The following is a 25343-nucleotide window of genomic DNA, read 5'->3' as shown; positions in this document are numbered from 1 at the left end:
TTTTGCGGGGATGAGCGGTATTGGGGGCTGATATCGATTGGCCCTAAGCTTCCCTCAAAATGAAATCGCCGCCGACATCGCCTTTCAGGCAACCTCGGCGGCGACCATGTCTCTAGAGACTGGACGGGGTTAGAAGCGGAAGCGCACCCCCGCGCGGTACATCCGGCCGACGATGTCGTAGAGGGCCGGGTTGGCGTAGTTCGGCGACTTGGCCGGGTCGCGGTCGAACAGGTTGTCGACCTTGAAATAGGCCGTCACGTCCTTGCGGATGTTATAGGTCCCGCCGACGTCCATGTAAAACGCGCCCGGCATGAAGTTCTTGTCGATCGTCGGGGCGTTGGGCGTCGAGACCGGGCAGGTCCCCGGGGCGCAGACGACATACTGGTTGCCGTAGTTGCCGTCGGTGAACCAGCGCTCCTGCAGCGTCAGGGTGAAGCGGTCGGTCTCGTAGCTCTGGATCGCCAGCCACTTCCAGTTGGGCGTATTGCCCTGGTTCACGCCGGCCGAGTCGACCGGCACCGTGCCGGGCAGGCCCGTGTCGGTCCAGAAGTCGCGGATATGGGTGGCCAGGGCGCGCAGGGTGAAGTTGCCCGACAGGCCCAGCGGCTGCCGCCAGCGATAGCTGGCCTCGATGTCGAAGCCGCTGGTCTTGATCGACGCCAGGTTGAAGGACTGGACGTTGATGTAGTTCGGGCCGTTGGTGTTGTTGAGGTTATAGGTCCCGCAGGTCTGCGGCAGGATGTTGCGATAGCAGTAGTCGACGATCTGGGCCGCGCCCAGGCTGGAGACCACGTCGTCGACCTTGATCTTGTAGTAGTCGAACGAGGCGCTGAAGCCCGGCAGCCAGGACGGGTTGGCCAGGACCACGCCGATCTGCGAGTTGCGGGCGATTTCCGGCGTCAGGTTCGGATTGCCGACCGCGTTCTGGATCGCGACGACGTTGCGGTTGTTCACCGGGTCGAAGAAGTTCGGCAAGGTCGTGGTGACCGGCGCGGCGAACAGTTCCGACAGGTTGGGCGCGCGGACGTCGCGCGAGGTGACGCCCCGCACGCGCAGGCCATCGATCGGCGTGTCCCAGGTGCCGCCCGCCTTCCAGGTCCAGATCGTGCCGGAGGTGCTGTAGTCGGTGACCCGCGCGGCGGCGTTGAAGTTGGCGCGACCGACGGTGTCGTTGTTGAACAGCGGCAGGTCGATTTCCAGGAAGGTTTCCTTGACGTTGTAGACGCCGTTGCCGTTCTTGTAGTTGCCCGCGTGCCAGTTGTTGCCGAGCGTGTTCAGCAGCGGATCGGCCGGATAGGCGCCGCCGTAGGGGCTGCGATCGGCGACGCCGGCGCCGTACGGGTCCGCGCGAACGGTGTAGAACTCGCGGCGATACTCGGCGCCGAACGCCACCGACAGCGGGCCCGCCCACAGGTCGATCGGCGCGCCCGAGAAGTTCAGGCTGGCCACGTCCTGGGTCATGCGCAGGCGCTGGAACGGACCCTCGGCGGGCTGGACATATTCCAGGGTCGCGGCCGAGGGCGGCTTGCCGCCGAAGATGTTGAGCGGCTGGCAGCCGCTGGCGCGGGCCACCGGATCGGCGCAGACGATGGCGCCGTTCAGCGTGATGGCCTGGATGGCCTGGTTGAACCGCGGCGTCAGCAGGATGTGGTCGACGTCGACGGCGGTCTTGTTGACGCCGTGCTCGTAGTAGGCGTCGTAGCTCCAGTCCTTGCTGAACAGGTCGAACTTGCCCTTCAGGCCGGCGACGACACGGTATTGACGGCGATCGGTGTGGACCACGGTGTTGGGCAGGACCGCGTTGCTGACGCCGTATTGGAAGCTGGTGATCCCCGCCGTCGCGCAGGCCGCTTGCACCGAGGCCGGCACATACGGGTTGGCGCATTGCAGCGTCAGGCCCGTCTTGTTCATGCCGTTGACCGGCTGGTTGTGGGTCTTGACCTGGCCCAGGTTGAACGAGACGTAGGCCTCGTTGTTGTCGGTGAAATTGTAGCCGACGCGGCCGTAGCCCACCTTGCGCTCGATCGCCGACTGCAGCGTGCGGCCGCTGTCGACATTGCCGGACAGGTCGCCGCCGATGCAGGCGCCCGGGAAGCAGCCGATAACGGCGCCGTTGGCGGCCTTGGACGGCACGCCGCCCGAGCCGTACTGGAACTGGAACGGCTGGCCGCTCTGGTCGAAGGCGATGCCCTGCAGCGGACCGGCCGTTATCAGGCCGTACTTGGTGTAGGCGTAGTTCTGGACGTTGTCGCGCATCAGGTACTGCGGCGAGCCGTCGTTGGTGACGTTGCGGTTGATCATCGTCGTCTGGGTGAACCAGTCGCGATCACCCGCCAGGTCCAGGCCGAAGTCGCCCGGACCGACGCCGTTTTCCTTGGCCCACTCCACGCTGCCGACCAGGTGGACGCGGTCGTTGGCGAAGCTGCGGCCGCCGGCCAGCTGCACCAGGCCCTGCTCGTTGTCGCCGTAGGTCGAGACGCCCGCCTGGACATTGCCCTTCAGGCCCTCGAAGCGGGTGTCGGTGATGAAGTTGACCACGCCGCCCACGGCGTCCGAGCCGTACGAGGCCGACGCGCCGCCGTTCACGACGTCGACGCGTTGGATCAGCAGCTGCGGGAACAGGCTGACGTCGGTGACGCCGGTATAGTAGGCGCCGACCACGCGCTGGCCGTCCAGCAGCGTCAGGGTGCGGATCGTGCCCAGGCCGCGCAGCGAGAAGGAGCTCAGGCCCTGCTGGCCGCTGGACGTGCTGAAGGTGTTGGTCGCCGAGCCGCTCGAGCCCTGCAGCGACGGCAGCTGAACGATGGTCGCGAACACGTTCGGCTGAGCGTTGTTCTGGATCTGGGCCTCGCCGATCACCGAGGTCGGCGTGGGGGCGGTGAAGCCCGTGGTCTGGATCCGCGTGCCGGTGACGACGATCTCGCTGACCGTGGCCGTGTCGGGCGTGGCGGCGGCCGGCGCGGCGGTCTGGGCCAGGGCCGGGCCGGCGATCAGGGTCGCCAGCAAGGCGGCGACGCCGGCCGAGCCGAGCGCGTCGCGTTTCATTTGTCTGTGCAAGCCGCCCCGCGCGGTGCGCGGCTTCGGAGACTCGGCGCCATAAGTGAACATTTCCATCCCTCCCTATGCGCCGTTGATCGGCGCGATTTGACGCTTGCCCCCGGCGGTCACCGCTCGATGGTAGCGTTATCGTAATTTTCGTATGACCACTGTTACGACAAGTCAATACTCCGACATAATAACGTTGAAACGATCGCCCACCTTCGCTACCCAGGGCGTGAAGCGTGGCCAGCGCGCGCCATTCCGGCCAAAAACAGGGCTGGGGCGGACGATGCAGACCCACGCCGCCAATGATAACGTTATCCACGCGGGGGGAGATGGACGGCCTTAAACCTGACGATACGGCCGGACCTCGGTTCCCGTACGTGCGCTGGACCATCATCGGGCTGTTCGTGCTGGCCATGGTGCTGAACTACCTGGCGCGCTCGGTGCTCGGGGTGTCCGCGCCGATGATCCTGAGCGAGCAGTCGATCTCCAGCGAGCAATACTCGTGGATCACCAGCGCGTTTCAGCTCGGGGTGATGTTCCAGCCGCTGGTCGGCTACTTCCTCGACGGCGTCGGACTGCGGCTGGGCTTCACGGTCTGCGTGGCGCTGTGGTCGCTGATCACCATCGCCCACGTCGCCGCCCAGGGCTGGGCCCCGTTCGCCGGGCTGCGCTTCACCCTGGGGCTGGTGGAGGGCTCGGCCCAGCCCGCCGGTCAGAAGCTGACGGCCGAATGGTTCCCGGCCCGCGAGCGCGGCCTGGCCAGCGGGATCTACAATATCGGCGCCTCGTTCGGCGCGGTCTTCGCGCCGCTGCTGGTGGCCTGGGCCGTGGCCGCCCATAGCTGGCGTCTGGCCTTCGTGGTCGCCGGCGTCATGGGGCTGGTCTGGACCCTGGCCTGGCTGGCCTGGTACCGCTCGCCCGACCGCCATCGGCGCCTGAGCGCCGGCGAGCGCGCCCATATCGAAGGCGGGCAGGAGCAGCGCCTGGCCGCGCGCGGCGCGCGTCCGGCGTTCCTCGGCCTGGTCAAGCGCCGCGCGGTATGGGGCATCGCCCTGCCGCGCATGCTGGCCGACCCCGTCTGGGGCATGCTGTCGTTCTGGATGCCGCTGTATCTGGCGCGCGAGCGCGGCTTCGACCTGGCCCATATCGCCATGTTCGCCTGGCTGCCGTTTCTGGCGGCCGACCTGGGCTGCCTGTTCGGGCCGTCGTTCGTCAGCTTCCTGCAGCGCCGCGGCGTGGACCTGATCGACGCGCGGCGCTGGGCCTTCACGCTGGGCGCGGCGCTGATGACCGGCATGACCCTGGTGGGCTTGGCGGCCAATCCCTACGTCGCCATCGCCTTGCTCTGCCTGGGCGGGTTCGCGCACCAGACGCTGTCGGTGACCGTGATCACCATGGCTTCCGACCTGTTCGCCCGCAACGAGGTCGCCACCGTCGCCGGCATAGCGGGGTTCGCCGGCAATCTCGGCGTCCTGGTCTTCACCCTGGCGCTGGGCCGGCTGGTCGACCAGATCGGCTATGGCCCCTTCTTCATCGGACTTGGCCTGCTCGACCTGGTCGGCGCGGCCCTGCTCTGGACCCTGGTTCGCAAACCCGCATGACCTTCATCCGCAATCCCGTTCTCCGGGGCTTCAATCCCGACCCCTCGATCGTGCGCGTGGGCGACGACGTCTACATCGCCACCTCGACCTTCGAGTGGTATCCGGGCGTCCAGATCCACCACAGCCGCGACCTGACCCACTGGCGCCTGGCGGCGCGGCCCCTGAACCGGCCCACGCAGCTGGACATGCGCGGCGACCCCGATTCCTGCGGCGTCTGGGCGCCGGATCTCAGCCACGCCGACGGCCGCTTCTGGCTGGTTTATACGGACGTCAAGCGGTTCGGCCAGTCGACGCTGGACGGCGCCAAGGGCGTGACCCTGCGCGACTTCCACAACTACCTGGTGACCTGCGAGACCATCGACGGCGCCTGGTCCGATCCCGTCTATCTCAACAGCAGCGGGTTCGACCCGGCCCTGTTCCACGACGACGACGGGCGCAGCTGGCTGCTGAACATGCTGTGGGACCACCGGCCCGACCGGCCGCGCTTCGCCGGCATCGTCATCCAGGAGCTGGACCGGGCCACGGGCGCGCTGGTCGGCGAGCGACGGACGATCTTCCAGGGCACGGAACGCGGCTTCACCGAGGGGCCGCACCTCTACAAGCGCGACGGCTGGTACCATCTGCTGGTCGCCGAGGGCGGGACCGGCTGGGGGCACGCGGTGGTCATGGCCCGCTCGCGCGAGCTGATGGGGCCCTACGAACTCCATCCGGACGAGGTGGTCCTGTCCGCCGGCGGGCGTCGCGACGGTCCGCTGGCGCGCGCGGGCCATGGCGACCTGGTCGATCTGGCCGACGGCTCGACCTGGATGGCCTATCTTTGCGGCCGTCCGCTGCCGGACCGCCAGCGCTGCGTGCTGGGCCGCGAAACGGCCTTGCAGCCCATGCGCTGGGGCGAGGACGGCTGGCTCAGAACCCTGACGGCGGACGCGACCCCGGACCCGCGGCCGCCCGCCCCGAGCCTCCCGCCCGCCCCGTGGCCGGACGAGGCCTGGGACGGCGAGTTCCGCGACGGCGCGCTGCCCGCGCCGCTGCAATGGCTGCGCACGCCCTATCCCGACGAGCTATTCAGCCTGACCGCCCGGCCGGGACACCTGCGCCTCTACGGTCGCGAGACCGTCGGCAGCCCGTTCCGCCAGGCCCTCGTCGCCCAGCGCCAGGCGCATTTCCGCTACACGGCCACGACGCGGCTCGAGTTCGAACCGGCCGACTTCCAGCAGGCGGCGGGACTGATCTGCTACTACAACAGCACCAAGTTCCACTATCTCCACGTCACGCGCGAGGACGGCGAGCGGCGGCTGCAGATCATGACGGCCTGTCCCGACACCGGCGGCTGCACGCTCGAGGTTGTGGTCGGGTCGCTTCCCGAAGGGCCGATCGACCTGCGGGCGGATGTCGATTTCGACCAGCTCCGGTTCGCCTGGCGCGGCGCGGGCGAGGGCGGCTGGAGGTCGCTGAACAGCACGTTCGACGCCAGCATCCTCTCGGACGAGGCCTCGCTGCCGGGGCTGCCCAACTTCACCGGCGCTTTCGTCGGCATGGCGTGCCAGGACATGTCGGGCCGCGCCACGCCCGCCGACTTCGCCTTCTGGCGCTACGAGGGCCGTGAGGAGATTGGCGACGAGGGGTAGGGCGGATCGATATTCAATGTTTGCCGCTCTTTAAATTCGCTCATCCCCGCGAAAGCGGGGACCCAAGCGGACTTTCGGCTTTTCGCGCCGTTCAGGATTGATCGTCCGACTCGGCTTGGGTCCCCGCTTTCGCGGGGATGAGCGGTGTTTGGAGTTGATGTCGATTGTCCCTAGGCGCGGGCGGTCGAAAGGCGCGTGACGATCTCGTGGTCCAGCACGCGGTCGGACCGGTCGCCCAGCGGCTCGCCGCTGGCGATCTGCGCGGCCAGCAGGCCCAGGGCCTCGGCGGCCAGCCGGCGAACGGGCTGGTGGACGGTGGTCAGCGGCGGCCAGACCGTGACCGCCGGCGAGGTGTCGTCGAAGCCGACCACGGTCAGCTCGCCCGGCACGTCGAGATGGCGCCGGTGAGCGACCGACACGACCGCGGCGGCCATGTCGTCATTGCTGGCGAAGATCGCCGTCGGTGGGGTTGGCGCGTCCAGCAACTGTTCGGCGGCGGCCAGGCCCGAGGTGAAGCTGAAGTCGCCTTGCGCGATCGTCGTCACGACGTCGACGGCCTCGCGCACGGCCGCATAGAACCCCGTCAGGCGCTCGGCGCTGGCCGCCTGGTCCGGATTGCCGAGGATGAAGCCCAGGCGCCGGTGGCCGAGGGCGATCAGGTCACGGGTCATCTCGTAGGCGGCCCGGCGATCGTCGATCCGCACGCAGATCGCGCCCTCGACATCGTAGGCGCCGACCGCGGCCAGCGGCAGGCGCGCCTTGCGCAGGGCTTGGAGCACGGCGGGGGCTTCGCCCAGCGGCGGCGCCAGGATCGCGCCGCGCACGCCCGACTCGATCAGGCCTTTCAGCGCCGCGGGGCTGGGCGGGCGGCCGTTTTCGTCGCCCTTCAACAGGATCAGCCGCGCGCCGCGCGTCGAGGCTTCCTCGAACACGCCGGTCAGGAAGTCGCTCATGAAGGCGGCGCTGGGATTGGAGTAGATCACCCCGATCTTCAGCTCGATCGAGGTCACCAGGCTGCGGGCGGCGACATTGGGGGTGTAGCCGAGGGCCTGGATCGCGGCGTCGACCGTGGCGCGGGTGTCGGGGCCGACGCCGGGGCGACCATTGATCACGCGTGAGACGGTCATCGGCGAAACGCCAGCCTTGACCGCGACATCGACGATCGTCGGGCCGCGACCGTCTTCTGACCTTCTCGCCAAACCGTCCCCCGTCGCCTTTTCCGGCGCTGCTAGCTGACCGGCCGCGCCAGGACGCAATCGGCGATTTCACTGTCCCAGACCTCGGCGTCCGACGGGATGGCGTCAACGCATCCTTGCCGGGCGGAATCGATCTTTAGTCGGAGCGTGCGTTGCGTCCAAGCCCATTGTTCACGCTACCGCGCCGTCCTTGGCCAGTTTTGGCTCCAATAGGCTCGGCGGGTAAGACGCCGGTTGGCCTTGAGCACGGGCGGCGATTGTTCAGCGGTGACATGCGAGCACTGGCCATGTCTGAAATGGACAGATTTTAATGACCGAGAACACTCTATTCGTTGGACAAAATGGGACCACTTTGCCAATGTTAACGCAACCATAGCGCCTGCGACGTGGTCGTCCGTTGGATCTGTTCTGCGGATGTCTTCATCCGAAGGCGCGCCTTGGTGTGATGGTCGCCCGCCCACCTCCCCCTGGGCGACCTCGCCCGGATCCAGGCGCGGCTTTGAGGCCGGCCCTGGGTCCGGGCGCCTCTTTTTTGAAGAGACCGCTGAAGCGAGATCGCGCGGTCGGACCCGCGCCGCGCGGACGGGCTAAGGCGTCAACGTTCAACCCCAACAACGCTCATCCCCGCGAAAGCGGGGACCCAAGCCGACTCTCGGGGATTGGCGCGATCGAACCATGATCAGCCGACTTGGCTTGGGTCCCCGCTTTCGCAGGGATGAGCGGATTTAAAGGATGGCCAACATTGAATGGCGGACAGGCTTAGGACTTGGGTTTCAGCATCCCATGCATGCCCAGCCAGCGCGCATAGGCGTCAAACCAGCCGGTGCTGGTCGTGGTCTTGGGGTACATGCCGAACCCGTGCCCGCCTTGCTCATAGAGGTGGAACTCGACCGGCCGCTTGGCCGCCCGCCAGCTGTCGACCAGCCCGAAGCCGCCATTGGCGAACAGCGGATCGTCGGCGGCGATCGCCACGAACGCCGGGGGCGCGTCGGCCGGCACGGCCAGGGGCGACAGCGGGCCGTAGATCAGACCGATGAAGGCGGGCTTGGCGTCCTCGCCGGCCAGGGTCGTGGCCAAGGTGAGCATGGCGCCGGCCGAGAAGCCGACCATGCCGATGCGATCGGGATCGACATGCCACTCGCCCGCGCGCTGGCGGACCAGGGCGAAGGCGGCGCGCGAGTCGGCGAGCTGCGGTCCAAGGCCCGCGATGGAGGTCTTCACATCAGGCCGTGGCTGCCGCGCGGCGGCCGCGAACATCTCGCCCATCGAGCGATCGAAGGCCGCCATGTCGGCCGGCGTCTGGTGCAGCCGGTACTTCAGCACGAAGGCGGCCACGCCCTTGTCGGCGAGCGCCTTCGCCACGTCCCAGCCTTCGTTTTCCATCGACAGGGTGCGGAACCCGCCGCCCGGGGCGACGATCACCGCCGCGCCGGTCGCCTTGGCCGGGTCCGGCAGGAACGGGGTCAGGGTCGCGACCGTGACGTTGCGGGCGAAGACGCTTCCGTACTGGCTGTGCCAGGACTCCGGCGTCGTCGCGCCCGGCAGGGGGCCGGTGTTCAAGGTGATGGCATTCGGCTGCGCGGGGATCGCGATCGGCGTCTTCTTGTCGTCCCGCGCCTGGGCGCTGGTCGCCAGGGCCAGCGCCAGGCCGATCCCGGCCAGCCGGGCCAGGACCGAGATCGCGGGTGGTTTGGGTTTCTCTAAGCCATTGATATTCATAGTGCCTCTCCCTTGTTTTCTTGTTGTGGCTGTTGCGTCGTCTACTTGGCCACGGCGACGACCTCGTCGACCGCGAAGTCCGCCGACTGGCTTGGAACGCCGGTCCCGGGCTGGCCCGAACCGACGCTGACCTGGTAGCGCCCGGCGCTCACGCGCCGCGCCCCGTCCAGATCGACGGAGCTGAGGTCGCGCGGCGAGAGCGAGAAGGTGACCGCGCGGGACTCTCCGGGCTTCAGCGCGATCCGCTGGAAGCCGCGCAGGGCCAGGCGGGGCGCGCCGGGCGTGTCGGGGAAGTCCAGATAGAGCTGCGCGACCTCCTCGCCGGGCTTGGCGCCGGTGTTGCGGATGGTGGTGGTCACGCGCAGGCCCTGGCCCGCGCCCCGGGCCGCCGGCTCCAGCTTCAGGGGGCTGTAGTCGAACCGCGTGTAGCTGAGGCCGAAGCCGAACGGATAGACGGGCTTGCCCTCGAAATAGCGATAGGTGCGGCCCTTCATCGAATAGTCGTCGAAGGACGGCAGATCGTCCGTCGACCGATAGAAGGTCAGGGGCAGGCGCCCGGCCGGATTGGTCTTGCCGGTCAGCACATTGGCGATCGCCAGGCCGCCGGCCTGTCCCGGATACCAGGCCTCCAAGAGCGCCGAGGCGTTGTCCTTGGCCCAGGAGAAGTTCATCGGGCTGCCGTTCATGGCCACGACGACCAGCGGCTTGCCCAGGGCCTTGGCCTGCTCGAGCAGGGCCTGTTGGTCGGCGGGCAGGTCCAGCGTGGTCTTGTCGCCGCCCTTGAAGCCCGGGATCTCGACGGGGGACTCTTCGGCTTCCAGGTCGGAGGTCAGGCCGACGACGGCGACCAGGACGTCGGCCTTGGCCGCCGCGGCCTTCAGCTCGGCCGTCGGGTCGGCGGCGATGCGCTTCCAGACCAGGCTGATGCCGGACAGGGCGTGCGACTCCGACGCCACCTCGATCGGATACCGATGGCCCTTCTCGAGCCGCAGCGTCTTCATGGTCGGTAGGCTGGCCCAGCCCGCCTTGCGCAGGTCGGCGAACGGCTTGCCGTCGAACTTCATCTCGCCGTTGAAGCCGGACAGGCCCAGACGGTAGGTTCCCGTCTCGGGCGGGACCAGGAAGCCCGTCCAGACCACGCGGTGGTGGTCGGAGACATTGGCCAGGTCCAGGCTGCGGGCCGCGACGTCCGCCTCGACCCGCGTCACCACGGGCTTGTCGGCATAGGCCATTTTGGAAACGATCGCCCCGAAGGTCCCCGGCGCGAAGCGGGTCGGCGGGGTCTCCACCGGGTTGAAATAGCGGGCCAGCAGCCCGGCCTTGCCGTCGGGCGCGCGCAGGGCCGAGGTGGGCACGCGGTCGCCGTCGGTGAACGAGGCCCCGAACGGCGCGTAGGCGACCTGGGCGGCGGGCAGGGCGCGCCGCAGGCCGTCGACCACCGAGATCGGCGGCGCCGAGAGGGCCGAGGAATAGTTGCCGCGCAGCACGCGGGTGGCGTCGCCCAGCGGGCCGATCACCGCGATCCGCAAGCCCGGCTTCAGCGGCAGGACGCCGTCGTTCTTCAGCAGGACGAGGCTCTTCTCGCTGGCGGTCAGGGCCAGCGCCTCGTGCTCGGGCGTGATCACCGCCGTCGGGGCCGTCGGCCGCGCGTCGGCCGGCAGGTCGCCGTTGCGGATACGGGCCGAGAACAGGCGCACCAGCGCGGTGTCGATCTCGCCGGTCGTGATCAGGCCGCGATCCAGGGCCTGGCGGTAGCGGCCGGCCAGGCCGTCGGTGTCGGTCAGGGTGGCGCCGTTGCACTCGTTGTCGACGCCGGCCCGCAGCGCCGCGGCCACGGCGGCGGCGGCGTCGGGCGCGTATTTGTGGTGGTCGGCGATGTCCTTGACCGCGTCGCAGTCCGAGACGACGTAGCCGTCGAACTTCCAGGCGCCGCGCAGATGCTCCTTCAGGAGCAGGTCGCTGGCGCAGGCCGGCTGCCCGTCGATGCGGTTGTAGGCGCACATGATCGAGCCGGCCTTGCCCTCGACGATCGCGGCGCGGAAGGCGGGGAGGTAGGTGTCTTCCAGGTCGTGGCGCGAGACGAAGACATTGGCGCTGTGACGGGTCGATTCCGGTCCGCTGTGCACGGCGTAGTGCTTGGGGGTGGCGATGACGCGCGGGCGGTCGGGATCGTCGCCCTGCATGCCCTGGACGAACGCCACGCCCATCCGCGCCGTCAGATAGGGATCCTCGCCGTAGGTCTCCTGCCCGCGGCCCCAGCGCGGATCGCGGAAGATGTTGATGTTGGGCGACCAGGTGTCGAGCCCCGTGCCGATCCGCCCCATCCGGCCGGTCGCGCGCGCCAGGGTGTGCAGGTCGCGCACCTCCGTCCCGATCGCGCCGGCGACGTCATGGACCAGGGCGGGATCGAAGGTGGCGGCCAGGCCCACCGGCTCGGGATAGTTGGTGGTCGGCAGCGCGCCCAGGGCGCCGTGCAGCGACTCGGTCCACCAGTTGTAGGCGGGGACGCCCAGCCGGGGGATGGCCGGCGCCGTGTTGAGCAGCTGCTCGAGCTTCTCGTCCAGCGTCAGCTTGCCGACCAGATCCTCGGCCTGGCGCTCGGCCTTGTCGTGATCCGCCATGCTGGGCGGCGCGGCGACGGCGGGCATGGCCAGCGCGGCGCAGAGCGCGGTCGCCAGGGCGCATCGGCGCCAATTTGTCCTGAACATGGGTCGCAACCTCTGGAACTGACGGTTTCGTATCGGAAGACGCTAACGAGGCGGGGACGGTCCGGCGCGCGCGATCACGCCGCGCGCGCCTTCGGGCCAGGCTTGGCCCTCGACCGCCACATTGTCGACGAGGCGGTTGTCGCCGTAGTCGGACCACGTACCGTTGGCCTTGCCCGCGTTATGCCAATTGCCCCGCGCGACGTTGTCGAGCGCGCTGCGGCGGAGAAACGACCCGTCGAGAGCGTTCAGATTGACCCACAGCCCCAGGCCGTCGAACACGTTGTCGCGGACGGTGACGTAGCGCGAGCCCTCGTCGAGATAGACGCCGATGCCGCCGGGCACGTCGTAGACGTGGTTCTCGGCGATCAGGGCGCCGGGGTCGGCGGACAGGTGATAGATCGCGCCGCCGTCGGGGAACCAGCGTTTGACGCCGTGCACCCGATTGCGGAACACCACCGTGTCGCGAAGGGTGGTGGGGGTGTCGTAGACGCGGTTGCCGGGCTGGTCGTAGTAGCCGCGCGCCAGCGACATGTAGGCGGTGTTGCCGCCCGGATCGTTGAGGCCCCAGCCCCAGCCGACGTCGATCCCGTCATAGGGCGTCTCGGAGACGTCGTTGCGCAGGATCAGGCTGGCGCTGGCATAGGTGACCAGGATGGCCGCCTGCTCGCGATAGACCTGGGACACCTTGGTGATGGTGTTGTCGCGGATGACGATGTCGCGGACGGCCTGTTCGGGCCGCGAAGGATGATGAGCGTCCGGCGTGACGCCGCCGACCATGATCGCGCCGCCGGCCAGATCGACGAACCGGCTGCCGATCACCTCGACCGAACGGGTTTCCAGGCCCGCGCCGCTGAGATTGGCGCTGACGTCATTGCCGACGCCGAGCGCGATCTGCCCCAGATGGGCGAACTCGGCGTTCTCGAAGACGACGCGCGTGGCCGCGGCCACCTGCACCGCGGCCGGCTGCTGACGCCAGTGGTTTCGCCGCGCCTCGAACGCCCAGCAGCCCCAGCTGCAGTCGCGGATCGGATCGGCCGGGTAGTTCTGGACCTCGCCGGACAGGAACGAGCCGCTCTGCTGGCTGGCGTAGCCTTCGGCGCTGGATGGGCCCAGCCAGCCGGTATGCTGGAAGCCGATGCCGGAAAATTGCAGATCCTGGATCGGCTGTCCGGGCGCGCCGGCGATTGACACCAGGGCCTCGAGCCTCGGCATGATCACCTGGCTGGCGCTCAAGGGCGCGCCGGCCCGCGGCTTGTAGTAGAGCTTGCCGCGCGCCGGATCGGCCCACCAGTCGCCCTCATCCTGGATGAAGGCCAGGGCGTTGGCGATGAAGAAATGGGCCCGCTCGCCCGAGACCGGCCGGGCGAAGGTGTCGTAGCCGATCAGGTTGTTCCGCCAGCCGGGCTGGGCCAGCACGATGCGGTCGCCGCGGATGCTTTCCACGCGGGCGCGGCGGTCGGTGAAGAATCCGGTGTTCTCGACCTCCAGCCGCGTCTGGTCGGGCAGGTCGGCCAGGAAGCGCCAGGCCGGATCCTGGATCTGGATCCCCCAGTCGCGAAAGGCGAACGCGCGTCGGGGCGCCTCGACCGCGGCGCGATGGGCCAGGCGGTCGTCGACCCACAGCTGGCGAGGATCGGCGCCGCGCGGAATGTCGGCCACCCAGATGTCGCGGCGGGCGTCCGCGCGGCGCCAGCCCTCGACCCGGGTCCCGCCCGACAGGATCGGCCGCGCGCCCTTGGCCGCCTCCCAGCGCACGACGAAGCCGTTCTGGCCGCCATCGGCCTGGGTGAAGCGCAGGGGCGCGTCGAGGCGATAGACGCCGTCGGCCAGCCGCACCGTCACCGCGTGCGCCGCGTTGACAGAACGCACGGCCGCTTGCGCGCGCTGGAGCGTCGCGAACGGCCGGGCCGAGGATCCGTCGCCGGCGTCGGATCCGCGCGGCGAGACCTCGAAGACGATCGGGACGGGCGCCGGCCGCTCGTGGATCTCCACGGCGGCGAAGGCGTGCTCGGAATTGGGGCGTTCGCTCTCGGCGACCTTGGGAATCGTGACGCTGGGCAGCGACTGGGCCGCGACCGGACCAGCGCCGACTAGGCACAGCGCCGCGGCGCGGGCCATCCGTGTCCAGCTTGCGGACGTCGCCCTCATACGGGCTGCAGGCCGTGCTCGACGATCTTGCGGATCAGGTCGCGGTGACGCGGCAGGCCGGCGCGCAGCCGCTCGGTCTGGATGGCGCTTTCGCGCAAGGCCCGCTCGGCGATCGCCCGCTCGTCGGCCAGGGCCTCGACCTCGACCTCGGTGCGAAAGCCCATGCCGTAGAGCACGTACTGGTAGCTGGCCGCCGGGAAGACCTCGTCGGCGCGGTCGAACTCGTCATGCAGCCAAGGCGCCTGATGGCGCCACAGCAGCAGCAGGTCGGCCAGCCGATCGGGGATGGTCTCGCGCGCGCGGTTGTCGCGCCAGAAGGCGGTGTCGGACCGCTGGCTGAGCACGTAGTGCAGCTTGAGGAAGTCGATGATGCGGCCCCAGCGATAGTGGGTGGTCGCATTGAAGCGCGCGGCGATGACGTCCATCACCTCGCGGCAGGCCGGCATCTGCTCGGAGATCAGCTTGGCCGAAAGCTCGATCAGCACGATGGCCGAGGCCTCGAGCGGTTCCAGGAAGCCGGCGGCCAGGCCCACCGCGACGCAGTTGCGCTTCCAGAACGTCTCGCGATGCCCCGAGCGGATCGGGATCTTGCGCGCCGTGAGGTCGCGGGCGGCCGGGCCGATATAGGCGCGCAGCTCGCGCTCGGCGTCCTCGTCGCTGATGTGGGCGCTGGAATAGACGTGCCCCGTGCCTCGGCGGGTGGGCAGGCCGATGTCCCAGATCCACCCGGCCGACTGGGCCGTGGAGATGGTGTGGCTGGCGATCGGGCTATTCTCGCTTTCGTAGGGAACCTGGATGGCCAGGGCCGTGTCGCAGAACAGGACGTCGCCGCAGTCGCGGAACGGAACGCCCAGGGCGTCGCCCAGCAGCAGGGCGCGAAAGCCCGTGCAGTCCACGAACAGGTCGCCTTCGATCTCGCCGTGCTGCGCGGTCACGACCGCGCGAATGTCGCCATCCTCGGCCATGGCCACGCCGCGCACGTCGGCCAGGACATGGCGCACGCCCAGCTTCTCGCAGCAGTGGCGTTGCAGGAACGGCGCGAACTTGCCGGCGTCGAGATGGTAGGCGTAGTTGGCCGCGCCCTGATACGGCGCGGCGGTGATGGTCTTGGGGGCCAGCCCGTCGTCGCAGATCCGGCCCTGCGGGGTCACCGCGTCGCAGAAGCTGAGGTCGCCGCCGGCGGCCAGCCAGTGCGGCGCCAGGTTCACCTGCGAGAAGCCCTGGGGCAGCATCAGGGGGTGATAGTAGGCGTCGTCGTCGGCGCCGGTCGTCCAGCGCGCGAACTTGGCGCCCTGCTTGAACGCCGCGTCGCACTCCCGGAAGAAATCGGTCTCCGAGACGCCGATCTTGGCCAAGCTGGTGCGCAGCGTCGGCCAGGTGCCTTCGCCGACGCCGATGATCGGGGTGTTGGGCGACTCCACAAGGGTGACGGTGAAGCCCGTCGCCTGGCGGGCCTTGTGCTTGGCCGCGATCAGGCCGGCGGTCAGCCAGCCGGCCGTGCCGCCGCCGACGATGACGATGTTCTTGACGGGGCGGACCATGATCAAACTTCGAAAAAGGCGGCCGGGGACGTCGGGAAGGCGAGTCCCCGGCCAGGGGTAGGAGGTTACTAGAAGCGGAAACGCGCCCCGGCCGTATAGCGGCGGCCATAGGCGAACACGTCGAGCAGCTGGTTGTCGAACCGCCCGTGCGTGCTCTGGACCTCGTTGGTGAGGTTCAGCGCTTCGAAGAACAGATTGATCTGCTTGGTCAGAGCATAGCTCGTGCTGAAGTCGATCTGCAGGTTCGGATTTTCGAACGTCGGCTCGGACCCGAAGGCGCCGGTGTTCTGGTTCTGGCCGAAGCCGCGCAGATACTCCTTGCGGTAGTTGACCGCGACCCGCGCTTCGAGACCGTTCTTGTCATAGAAGGCCACGAGGTTGGCGGAGTCGGCCAGGCCGGTGATCGCGAAGCCGCTCTGGGAGATGTCCTTGCGATCGTAGGGCTTGTTGGTGCTGACCAGGGTGGCGTTGGCGTTGAAGCCGAAGCCGCTGTCGCCGAACACGTGCTGCCAGGCCAGTTCGACGCCGCGGACGGTCGCCTCGGGGCCGTTCACCTGCTGGGTGACGCTGAAGATCGCCGGCTGGTTCGTCGTCGGATCGATCACGCCGTTGATCGTCTGCCGCTGGGTGCCGCCGACGATGAAGTTGCTGACGTCCTTGATGAAGAAGTTCACCGCCGCGTACGAGTTCGGCTTGTAGTACCACTCCACCGCCGCGTCGAAGTTGTCGGCCAGGTACGGCTTCAGCGAAGGGCTGCCGCCGCTGGCCGTCAGGGCGCCGACGCGCTGGCCGGTGCCCACGCTGGCCACCGGCGTCAGCAGGTTCAGGCTGGGCCGGGTCAGGGTGCGCGAGGCGTCCAGACGCAGGTGGATGCTCTCGGTCAGCTCCAGCTTCATGTCGACGCTGGGGAGCAGGTAGGAATAGTTGCTCTTGGTCGACACCGCCTGCGGCGGGCTCAGCGTCACCGTCAGCAGGGTGGGGTCACCGGTGCTGCGGGTGATCGCGGTCGGCACCTGGCCGAAGCCGGCCGAGGTGACGTGGGTGTTCTCCTCGCGAACCCCGGCGTTGAAGTGGAACGGCATGCCGGCCACGTCGACGTCGAAATTGGCGCGGACGAACAGCGCCCAGGTCTTTTCGGTGATGTCGCGGATGCTGCCGTTGTCCAGCGCCAGGTCGAACGCCCCGGTGAACTGGGTGCCGACCGTGCCGCCGCCGTAGTTGAAGCCCGGGATGTTCTTGGTCTGGGGATTGCCCAGGCTGGTCAGGAACTGCTGATAGGCGTGGGCGTCATACTTCAGCAGGTACGGCGGCAGGGCGCCGTCGAAGCCCGGGATGAAGTTCTTGGTGCTGACCTTCTCGGTGAACAGGCTGGCCGGGACCACCACGCCGCCGTTGGGACCCGAGGCGGGGCCGTAGCCGGGATAGGCCTGCCAGTAGTTGTTCACGAAGGTGTTGCGCTGCTGGAACTTGTAGTGGTCTTCCAGATAGCTGCCGCCAGCCTTGATCTTGAAGCCTTCCTGCTCCCACGACCCGGCGAACCGCAGTTGCTTGACGACGTCGGTGTTCTGCTGGGCCTGACGCACGGTGACGTGCGAGCCCATCACCGAGGTGTCGGCCCAGCGCGCGGCGTCGCCGTTCGGGCCGTAGCTGTGCAGCACGGGCAGGGTGTTCTTGCTGTCGCCGGTGATGCTGATGCCCAGCGAAGGACCGATGCCGAAGCCGTAGCCGACGTCGGCGCCGTCGCTGCTGATCTCGCCGCCCGGGTTCAGCCAGCTCTTCGCATAGCTGCCGTCGGCCTCGAACTTCAGATTGTCCGACGCGTCCCACTGGACGTTCAGGCCCGTCTGGTTGGTCCGCAGGATCGAACGATCGGTGCCGGCCGTGAAGTCGGTCTGCGAGCCGGCCTGAGTGAAGTCGACGGTCGTGCCGTTCTGGTCAAGCTTGACGTTCCGCAGGCCGTCCTGGTTGAACCAGATGCCGTAGCCGAAGTTGTCCGACCGGACGTTCTGGCGCGAATAGTTGTCGTCCAGGGTGACCGTCACCCCATCGACCGGCGCCCATTGCAGGGCGATGCGGCCGTCCAGTCGTTCGTCCTTGGTGTAGATCTGGGTGGCGCCGGCCTGTTGCTCGAACCAGCCGAGAACCGTCTTGCCCTCGGTCAGCTGGGCGGGCGAGCAGGACGCCGTCAGCTGGCAGGGCCTGTAATAGCCGCCCGGCCAGCCGCTGACATAGACGCGGTTGGTCTGGGTGTCGTGACGCGTATACATCGCGTCGACCAGCACCCCGAACTTGTTGTCGGCGAAGGTGTCGCTGAACAGCGCGCCGACGGTCGGCACGAACTTGCCGGCGTCGTCCTGCACCGAGCCCGAGGCGCTGAGCGCCATGCGACGGCCCGGATGGTCGAACGGCTTGGGGAAGGCGACGTTGACGGTCGCCCCGATCGAGCTGCTCGACAGGGTGACGTCGGGCGTCTTGAGCACGGACAGGCCGCCGACGAAATCGGCGCCGACGGTGCTGAAGTCGACCGAGCGTCCGCCCGTGGCCGTCGAGATCCGGCGGCCGTCATAGAGGGTCTCGTTGAAGTCGCCGGCGAAGCCGCGGACCGTGATCCCCTGGGGCTCGCCCCGGGCGCCGGAGCGCTGGATCGAGACGCCCGGCAGGCGCTGCAGCGACGCGGCGACGTTGGAGTCGGGGAACTTGCCGATGTCCTCGGCCGAGATCGCGTCGACGACGCCGGCCGCGTTGCGCTTGATGTCGAGATTGCGCTGCAACGAGCCCCGCAGGCCCGTGACGACGACTTCCTCGACGACGCTGCTGTCGCTCGACTGGGGCGCGGCCTGTTCGGCCATCGGCGCGGCCAGGACCGCGGCCGTCGCGATCGCCGCGTCGTCGCGTTCGGCGGCGGTGGCGGCGCCGCCCAGCGTCAACGCCAGGAGGCTCGAGGCCCCGATCAAAACCGCCTTGGAAGTAGGTCGAAACCCGCTTCGATTACTCTGATAATTTATAGTGGACATTTTCACTCCCCCTCTGGGTTGCCATGGGTTTGCCAATAGCCCGACACGAACGGCCGGTTTCACGCGCGAACGCCGTAACGTCGCGAGTTTAAAGGGCAAAGAGGGGTGTGCAGTCGCCGTTGCGTTGTCGGCCCATCATGTTCCTCCCTGCGCATTTTTATTATTATTGGCCGACGCTAACGCCAAAAGGTACCGGTATCAATATCTATTTGTCGGTGTAATTATGCTGGCGTTGGACGGATGGGTGGATCAAGGCTATCGATCTGTCCAAAAGCGCAGGCCATGCGATCCGCCGACGCCTTGGGGAGGAAACGATGGCGATGGATTTGGAACTGTTGAGCGCCGCGCGGCACGGCGGCCTGCGACTCGGCGAACCGCCGCGCAGCGGGCCGCACTTCGTCCAGGTTGTGGCGAGCGAGTTCGTCGCCGCGGCGGCGGTCTGTCCGATCTTCCTAACCAAGAACGCCGAGACCGGGCGGTTCTATGCCGGCGCCATGTTCGGGTTCGAGCCGGGCGAGAACCTGCTGCGAGGCGACGAGGCCAGTCGCCAGATGTTCACGCCGCTGGACCTGGAACGCGCCGGCTTCTACGTCGCGGACGACAACGCCATCGCCGTGGATCCGGCCCATCCCAGGTTCGCCTCGGCGCAGGGCGCGGCGCTGTTCGACTCGGACGGCCAGCCCAGCCAGCCGCTTCGCCGCGTCCAGCACGCCCTGGCGCAGCTGGGCGCCGGCGTCCCGGCCACCGACGCCTTCATCCAGGCCCTGGTCGAGGCGCGACTCGTCGAGCAGGTCGATGTCGACCTGTCCTTCGACGACGGCCGGACGCTGAACCTGGCCGGCCTCTACACGGTCAGTCTCGATGCGCTGGGCGCGCTGGAGGACGCGGTCGCCCTGGACTTCTTCCGCCGGGGCTATCTGCAGCTGATCTACGCCATGAGCGGCTCGCTCAAGCAGGTCTCCCGCCTGGCGAAGCTGCGCAACGACAAGATCGCCGCGTGATCGACGCGCCGTCAGGCTTGCGGATCGACGATCCGGCCGGCTTCGCCGCGACGGTGAGCGGGCCCTGCAAGCCGGTCGTGTTGCGCGGTCTGTGCCGGCGGTGGCCGGTCGTCGAGGCCGGCGCGGGCGGCTGGGCGGCGCTGTCGGACTACCTGGCCAGGCTGGACGCCGGGCGCGCGGGGCAGGCCTTCGTCGGCGCGCCGGCGATCGCGGGCCGCTACGACTATGGCGACGGGCCGGACGGCTTCAATTTCGAGCGCGCCTCCCTGACCCTGGCCCAGGTCCTGGACCGCATCGGGCAGGCCGCCGCCGATCCGAGCCTGCCGAGCGTCTATATGGGCTCGCTGCCGGCCGACGACTTCGCGCCCCGGTTCGCGGACGAAAATCCGATCGACATCCTGCCGCCCCTGGCGCGACCGCGCCTGTGGGTGGGCAACGCCAGCCGCATCGCCTGCCACTACGACAGCTTCGACAACCTGGCCTGCGTGGTCGCCGGCCGCCGAAGGTTCACGCTGTATCCGCCCGACGCCATCGGCGACCTCTATGTCGGACCGATCGATCACACGCTGGCGGGCCAGCCGATCAGCCTGGCCGCGGGCGCCGCGCCCGACGATCCGCGCTACCCGCGCTTCGCCGCCGCCGCCGACCGGGCGATCGTCGTCGAGCTGGAACCCGGCGACGCGCTCTATCTGCCCAAGCTCTGGTGGCATCAGGTCGAAGCCCTGGATCCGGCCAACCTGCTGGTCAACTACTGGTGGGACGCCTTCGCCGCCGGGCCGGACGCGCCCTATGTGACCATGATGCTGGCGATGATCGCGATCGCCGAACGGCCCGCGGCCGAGCGCGAGGCCTGGCGCGCCTTCTTCGACCACTACGTCTTCCGTCCGGGCGGCCATCCGCTGGCCCACATGCCGGCCGAGCGTCATGGCCTGCTGGGGCCGCTGGCCGACGGCAACTACGGCCGCATCCGCGCGATCGCCATGAAGATGCTGCGCGGGGGCTGAGGAACGCCGGCCCCTCGCGGAGCCGGCGTCCAGCGCCTCTATTTCGCGGCGGCGAGCGGGAACTCGAACACCGTCGCCGAGATCGGCGAGACGACCAGGCCCGCGCCGGGGCGCGGCGCGAGGCCTTGCGTGATCGTGACCCCGGCCGGGGCGCCGACCTTGTTCTCGGCCTTCAACGACGCGCCGCTCAGCACCCACTTGCGACCGGCGCTCTTCGGCGTCAGGGCCTTCAGGTCAAGCTTGACGGTCTGCGGGGTGAGCGTCGGATTGACCACCCCGATCCGCAGCGACTTGCCATCCGGGCTCAGGCCCGCGATGACGTCGAGCGGATAGGTCGGGCTGCCGGCGCGCACCTTGGGATGGTTGAAGCCGACCGGATATTGGGGCTCGGGCTGGGGCGAGTCGCCCTGCACGGCCACCGGCGTGACGCCGGCCCCGAAATGCTCGCCATAGAGCTTGAACACCTGACCGGTCGAGTTCAGCACCGCGTCGGTCGGGGTGATGTCCATGGTCGAGGCCCCCGTGGTGAAGGCGCTCATGGTCAGGAAGTCGGTGTGGCGCAGCATTTCCTGCAGCACCATGGCGTAGGCCAGGGCCGACTTCAGGTTCACCTGTCCGAAATAGGCGTACTCGTCGATCGACAGGAAGATCGCCTTGTCCTTCATCGCCGGGAAGCGCTGCTGGTAGATCTTCCACTGTTCGGCCTTCATCTTGACCTGGTTGGACGGCGAGCGGGCGTATTCCATCAGCTCGGCGTCGGCCGGGGCGTTCGGCCGCGTTTCCGGCTGGTCGTACCAGTGCTCGGAAATGCCGTCGAAATTGCCCCACGACTTGGCCAGCAGCCCGCCAGTCCAGTCCCATTCGCCGCCGAACTTGGGCGCGACGCTTTCCAGCGAGGCGTTCTCCTTGGTCCCCTTGGGGTGGCCCTGGTCGGGCATGGCGCCCGAACCGATCAGGGTGATCGACGGGTCGACCGCCCGCATGGCCTTGGCGAAGGCATTGTGCTTGATCATGAAATAGTCGAGCGACGTCTTGCCGATCTGCCACCAGCCATAGGGCTCGTTGCCGATGTTCCAGAACTTGACGCCATAGGGCTCGGGATGGCCGTTGGCGGCGCGCCGCGAGCCCCAGACGCTGGTCGCCGGGCCGTTCAGATATTCCACCTCCTCGGCGGCCGAATTGGCGTCGCCGAGACCCGCATTGACCGTGACATACGGATCGACGCCGAGGATCTTGGTCAGATCCATCCACTCGTCCATGCCGATGTCGTCGGGCTGCATCGCGCTCCAGGCGTAGTCGAACATCGGCGGGCGCTTGTCGCGCGGGCCGATGGCGCTGTGCCAATCCCAGTCCGACAGGAAGTTGCCGCCGGGCAGGCGCCACATGCCCGAGTTGAGCGATCGCGCGATCGCGGTGGTGTCGGCGCGCCAGCCGCGGATATTGTCGGAAGGCATCAGCGAGACGACGCCGACGCGGAACGATCCCGAGCCCAAGCCGGTGATTTCCAGCCGCGCGTCGGCCGCGTCGACCGGAGCGGTGAAGCTGATCTCGGCCTTGCGCCAGTCGGCGCCGGGCGCGGGCAGGGCGACGGCTTGCCGGTCGTCGGGGCCGGGACCCCAGACCAGCGCCGCCTCGACGCGCGCGCCGGGATCGCCGGCCAAGACCACGTAGCCGTCGTAGCGCTTGCCCTTGGCCAGGGCGACGCCCGCCTGCGAGAGGCCCTTGCGGACCGAGGCGTCGACCGCGATCCGGGGGCTCTGTTCGCCGACATAGGGCGCCTTGGCGTCCATCGTCACCGCGTCGTCGCCGCCGACCGGACGCCATTTGCGATAGCTGACGCCCGGGCGACCTTCGGCGTTTAGGGGCGCGGGCTTGTCGAACGCCGGCGCCACGACGGGATAGTAGAACTTCCGGTCGTCCAGCATCTCGGCCCACAGGGTCCGGGCCACCAGCCCGCCAATGGGCTCGATGAACATGCCGTATTCGTATTTCGTCACCGGCGCGGCGCGGCTGGCGCCGTCGATCGTCACCTTGACCGGCGTCGCCGCCAGGGCCGCCGAGGCGGGCATAGCCAGACCGATACAAGCGGCCAGCATCAATCCATGTCGCATTTTAAGCCTCCCTATTACTCTGTGTTTTTGTCGTTAGGCGCGCGTGCAGTTGCGCGTCCGGCGCCGCCGGTCGTCTCGCCCGATTGGCGTCGGAAACGCCGATCAGGCTCGCGAGCGCGATTGACACGCGGAGTATTTGCCGGACAAATGGTAGCGCTAACAGATCGCGCGATGCAAGAGCCTCAACGCGCGGCAGGGGAGAAGACGATGACCATCAGACACACGAACAGCCTAGGCGCGCGCGCCTTCCGGAGCTTCGCCGGCGCCCTGACGGCCGTGGCGCTCGTCGCCGCCGCGCCGGCCGTGGCCGTCGCCCAGGTGAAGACCCCGGCGCCGCCGCCCGTCGCGGGCGCCAAGCCGGCCGTGGTCCAGAGGATCAAGGTCCATTCGACTGCCGTGGAAGGCAATCTGGAGGGCGAAAGCGCCGACCGGGACGTCTTCGTGGTGCTGCCGCCCAGCTATGCCGCCAATCCCAAGCGACGGTATCCGGTGGTCTACGCCCTGCACGGCTATTTCATCGGGGCCGAACAGTGGATCGGCGAGATCCACGTTCCCCAGACGATCGAGGGGGCCTTCGCCAAGGGCGCGCAGGAGATGATCGTCGTGCTGCCGGACAGCAAGACCATCCACAACGGCTCGATGTATTCGAGCTCGCGCACCACGGGCGACTTCGAGACCTTCATCGCCAAGGATCTGGTCGCCTATATCGACAAGCACTATCGCACCTTGCCCGTGCGAGAGAGCCGGGGGCTGGTGGGCCACTCGATGGGCGGCTACGGGGCCAGCCGGATCGGCATGCGCCACGCGGACGTGTTCGGCGCGCTCTACATGATGAGCCCCTGCTGCCTGTCGCCGCGCGACGCGGGGCCCTCGAACGCCGAAGCCGCCGAGGCCCTGGCCCAGGTCAAGACCTTGGAGGACACCAAGAAGCTGCCCTGGGGGCTGCGCGCGCAGCTGGCGACCGCCGCGGCCTGGTCGCCCAATCCCACCAAGCCGCCGCTGTTCCTGGACCTGCCGGTCGAGAACGGCGTGGCGCGGCCCGACGTGCTGGCCAAGTGGGCCGCCAACGCGCCGCTGGCCTTCGTCGATCAGTACGTATCGGCGCTGAGCCGGTACAAGGCGATCGCCATCGACGTCGGCGACCGCGACGGCCTGAAGGAGGACGCGGGCAAGCTGCACGCGGCGCTGGATCGCTACGGCATCCGCAACAGCTTCGAGATCTATCCGGGCGACCACACCAGCGGCGTGCCGTTCCGGCTGCAGGATCACGTCCTGCCGTTCTTCAGCCAGAACCTGAAGGGGCAGTAGGGGCGCCTCGGCTAGGCCTCGTCCAGGCGTGAGCGATCGGCCGTCCGGCGGTTCCAGCGCCGGCGACGCTCCGCGCCTTCCAGATGCAACCGCGTGAGACGGTCCTCATGTTCGAATTCCAGGGCGGCGGCCAGGTAGCCGTCGAACAGGGCGCGGACGGCCTCGCGGGTCGCCACGGGCGAGCGCCGGGCCAGCGCCTGGACCACGTTCGCCTGCAGGGTCCGCATCGCGCGCCCCGCGCGGGCCAGCGCGCCGTTAAACGGGTCGCGAAGGGCGGGGCGCGCCGCGGCGAGGTTCCAGAGATGCTCGATCGAAGCCTGGATGGCCGCGTTGCCCGTCGCCTGGGCCAACGAAACGTGGAAGAGGCGACAGGTTTCGACGGTCAGCGGGCCGGAGAGGCTCAGGCCCGCGAGCGGGGTCGAGGGCGCGCCCTCTTCGTCCAGGCTCGCGGCCAGGCCGGCGGCCTCGACCTCGAAGGACTGGCAGGCTTCCAGCAGCGTCGTGAGGTCGAAGGCGGATGGCGCGTTCGCGTCGCTCCGGGGGCGACCGCCGATCACCCGGCTGCCCACGCCGTGGTGCGACTCGATCAGGCCCAGGCATTCCAGGACGATCATGGCTTCGCGCAGCACCGTTCGGCTGACCGGAAACTCGGCCAGGAGCGCCTGCTCGGTCGGCAGCCAGTCGCCTTGTCGGAAGACGCCTCCCTTGATGCGGGTCAGAAGCTCATAGGCCAACCGATGTGGGGCGCGTTGCCCCAGAGGATTGACTTGGGCGGGCCGCAAGGAAGCGAACGACGGCATCGCGGTCTCTATTTTACTCTGACAAAATATTAATGATCGAGGCGCGGGCGAGTCGAGCTTTTTCGTTTCATACCAATAATATTATATTCGAAAAATCGCGCTCAATACCCGGATAGGGCATCGGGAAATGCGTCTCCAAGATATCGCGAAAACGACTTTCAGGTCTTGTCGCGCCTCGCGACTTGGCTCTGGCGACGTGTCGCCGCGCGATCGCGCTGCCGACGAGGATGGATCGGAGTCAAAAGGCGTCAGGACTATCCACCATCTTGCCGCGACATCGACTAAAGGACGGCTTGACCCCCGGAATTCTCAAATATAGTCAGACAAAATAAGAAGGGTGCGCCTCGCCGGCGCGCCGTGTTCCGCCTCATCGTATCGCGCTCACAGGGTTTCCATGGTTTCGTCCGCAGACAGCGCTGTCAGGCTTCGTTCGCGCGCCTGGTTCGACAATCCGGACAACATCGACATGACGGCGCTTTATCTGGAGCGCTATCTGAACTTCGGGCTGTCGCTGGAGGA

The 25343-nt window shown here is 68.4% G+C and carries 15 protein-coding genes; 6 read left to right on the top strand and 9 right to left on the bottom strand.

Going from position 1 to position 25343, the window contains the following annotated elements; genetic code table 11:
• Positions 1-129: 129 nt before the first annotated feature.
• Positions 130-3045: a TonB-dependent receptor domain-containing protein gene (locus ABIC66_RS00075; protein WP_354067188.1), complete on the bottom strand. Its 2916-nt coding sequence runs from the start codon at positions 3043-3045 to the stop codon at positions 130-132.
• Between the two features lie 329 nt (positions 3046-3374).
• On the opposite strand from ABIC66_RS00075, the gene ABIC66_RS00070 reads away from it, so the two are divergent.
• Both ABIC66_RS00070 and ABIC66_RS00065 read left to right on the top strand, forming a co-directional pair.
• Positions 3375-4646, top strand: a complete 1272-nt coding sequence (locus ABIC66_RS00070) for an MFS transporter (RefSeq protein ID WP_354067187.1) — start codon at positions 3375-3377, stop codon at positions 4644-4646.
• Positions 4643-6274: a glycoside hydrolase family 43 protein gene (locus ABIC66_RS00065; protein ID WP_354067186.1), complete on the top strand. Its 1632-nt coding sequence runs from the start codon at positions 4643-4645 to the stop codon at positions 6272-6274. Before ABIC66_RS00070 ends, ABIC66_RS00065 begins: the two co-directional genes overlap by 4 nt.
• A gap of 170 nt (positions 6275-6444) precedes the next feature.
• Here ABIC66_RS00065 and ABIC66_RS00060 read toward each other — a convergent pair whose 3' ends face one another.
• From ABIC66_RS00060 to ABIC66_RS00035, 6 genes are all read right to left on the bottom strand, one after another.
• Positions 6445-7437: a LacI family DNA-binding transcriptional regulator gene (locus ABIC66_RS00060; protein WP_354068336.1), complete on the bottom strand. Its 993-nt coding sequence runs from the start codon at positions 7435-7437 to the stop codon at positions 6445-6447.
• A 792-nt stretch (positions 7438-8229) separates the two neighbouring features.
• Complete coding sequence (locus ABIC66_RS00055) at positions 8230-9189, bottom strand: alpha/beta hydrolase (protein WP_354067185.1); 960 nt, start codon at positions 9187-9189, stop codon at positions 8230-8232.
• 41 nt (positions 9190-9230) lie between these two features.
• On the bottom strand, positions 9231-11897 hold the full coding sequence (locus tag ABIC66_RS00050) for a glycoside hydrolase family 3 C-terminal domain-containing protein (RefSeq protein WP_354067184.1): 2667 nt from the start codon (positions 11895-11897) through the stop codon (positions 9231-9233).
• Between the two features lie 42 nt (positions 11898-11939).
• Positions 11940-14015, bottom strand: a complete 2076-nt coding sequence (locus ABIC66_RS00045) for a right-handed parallel beta-helix repeat-containing protein (protein ID WP_354067182.1) — start codon at positions 14013-14015, stop codon at positions 11940-11942.
• Positions 14016-14041: 26 nt separating this feature from the next.
• A complete protein-coding gene (locus ABIC66_RS00040; protein WP_354067181.1) occupies positions 14042-15586 on the bottom strand; it encodes a tryptophan halogenase family protein in 1545 nt (514 codons plus the stop codon).
• Positions 15587-15654: 68 nt separating this feature from the next.
• On the bottom strand, positions 15655-18540 hold the full coding sequence (locus ABIC66_RS00035; RefSeq protein WP_354067180.1) for a TonB-dependent receptor: 2886 nt from the start codon (positions 18538-18540) through the stop codon (positions 15655-15657).
• 374 nt (positions 18541-18914) lie between these two features.
• Here ABIC66_RS00035 and ABIC66_RS00030 point away from each other — a divergent pair, with 374 nt between their 5' ends.
• Positions 18915-19601, top strand: a complete 687-nt coding sequence (locus ABIC66_RS00030; RefSeq protein ID WP_354067179.1) for a SapC family protein — start codon at positions 18915-18917, stop codon at positions 19599-19601.
• Positions 19598-20605: a cupin-like domain-containing protein gene (locus ABIC66_RS00025; RefSeq protein WP_354067178.1), complete on the top strand. Its 1008-nt coding sequence runs from the start codon at positions 19598-19600 to the stop codon at positions 20603-20605. Before ABIC66_RS00030 ends, ABIC66_RS00025 begins: the two co-directional genes overlap by 4 nt.
• A gap of 38 nt (positions 20606-20643) precedes the next feature.
• Here the strand turns inward: ABIC66_RS00025 and ABIC66_RS00020 are convergent, their stop codons facing one another.
• Complete coding sequence (locus ABIC66_RS00020; RefSeq protein WP_354067177.1) at positions 20644-22716, bottom strand: alpha-L-arabinofuranosidase family protein; 2073 nt, start codon at positions 22714-22716, stop codon at positions 20644-20646.
• 207 nt (positions 22717-22923) lie between these two features.
• Here ABIC66_RS00020 and ABIC66_RS00015 point away from each other — a divergent pair, with 207 nt between their 5' ends.
• On the top strand, positions 22924-24024 hold the full coding sequence (locus ABIC66_RS00015) for an alpha/beta hydrolase (protein WP_354067176.1): 1101 nt from the start codon (positions 22924-22926) through the stop codon (positions 24022-24024).
• 11 nt (positions 24025-24035) lie between these two features.
• Here ABIC66_RS00015 and ABIC66_RS00010 read toward each other — a convergent pair whose 3' ends face one another.
• Positions 24036-24824, bottom strand: a complete 789-nt coding sequence (locus ABIC66_RS00010; protein ID WP_354067175.1) for a FadR/GntR family transcriptional regulator — start codon at positions 24822-24824, stop codon at positions 24036-24038.
• A gap of 394 nt (positions 24825-25218) precedes the next feature.
• Here ABIC66_RS00010 and ABIC66_RS00005 point away from each other — a divergent pair.
• On the top strand, positions 25219-25343 hold a 125-nt coding region (locus ABIC66_RS00005), incomplete at its 3' end, for a hypothetical protein (RefSeq protein ID WP_354068335.1).

Source organism: Caulobacter sp. 1776 (genome assembly GCF_040545685.1).
GTDB lineage: Bacteria > Pseudomonadota > Alphaproteobacteria > Caulobacterales > Caulobacteraceae > Caulobacter.
This window is presented reverse-complemented; position numbering and strand designations above follow the sequence as displayed.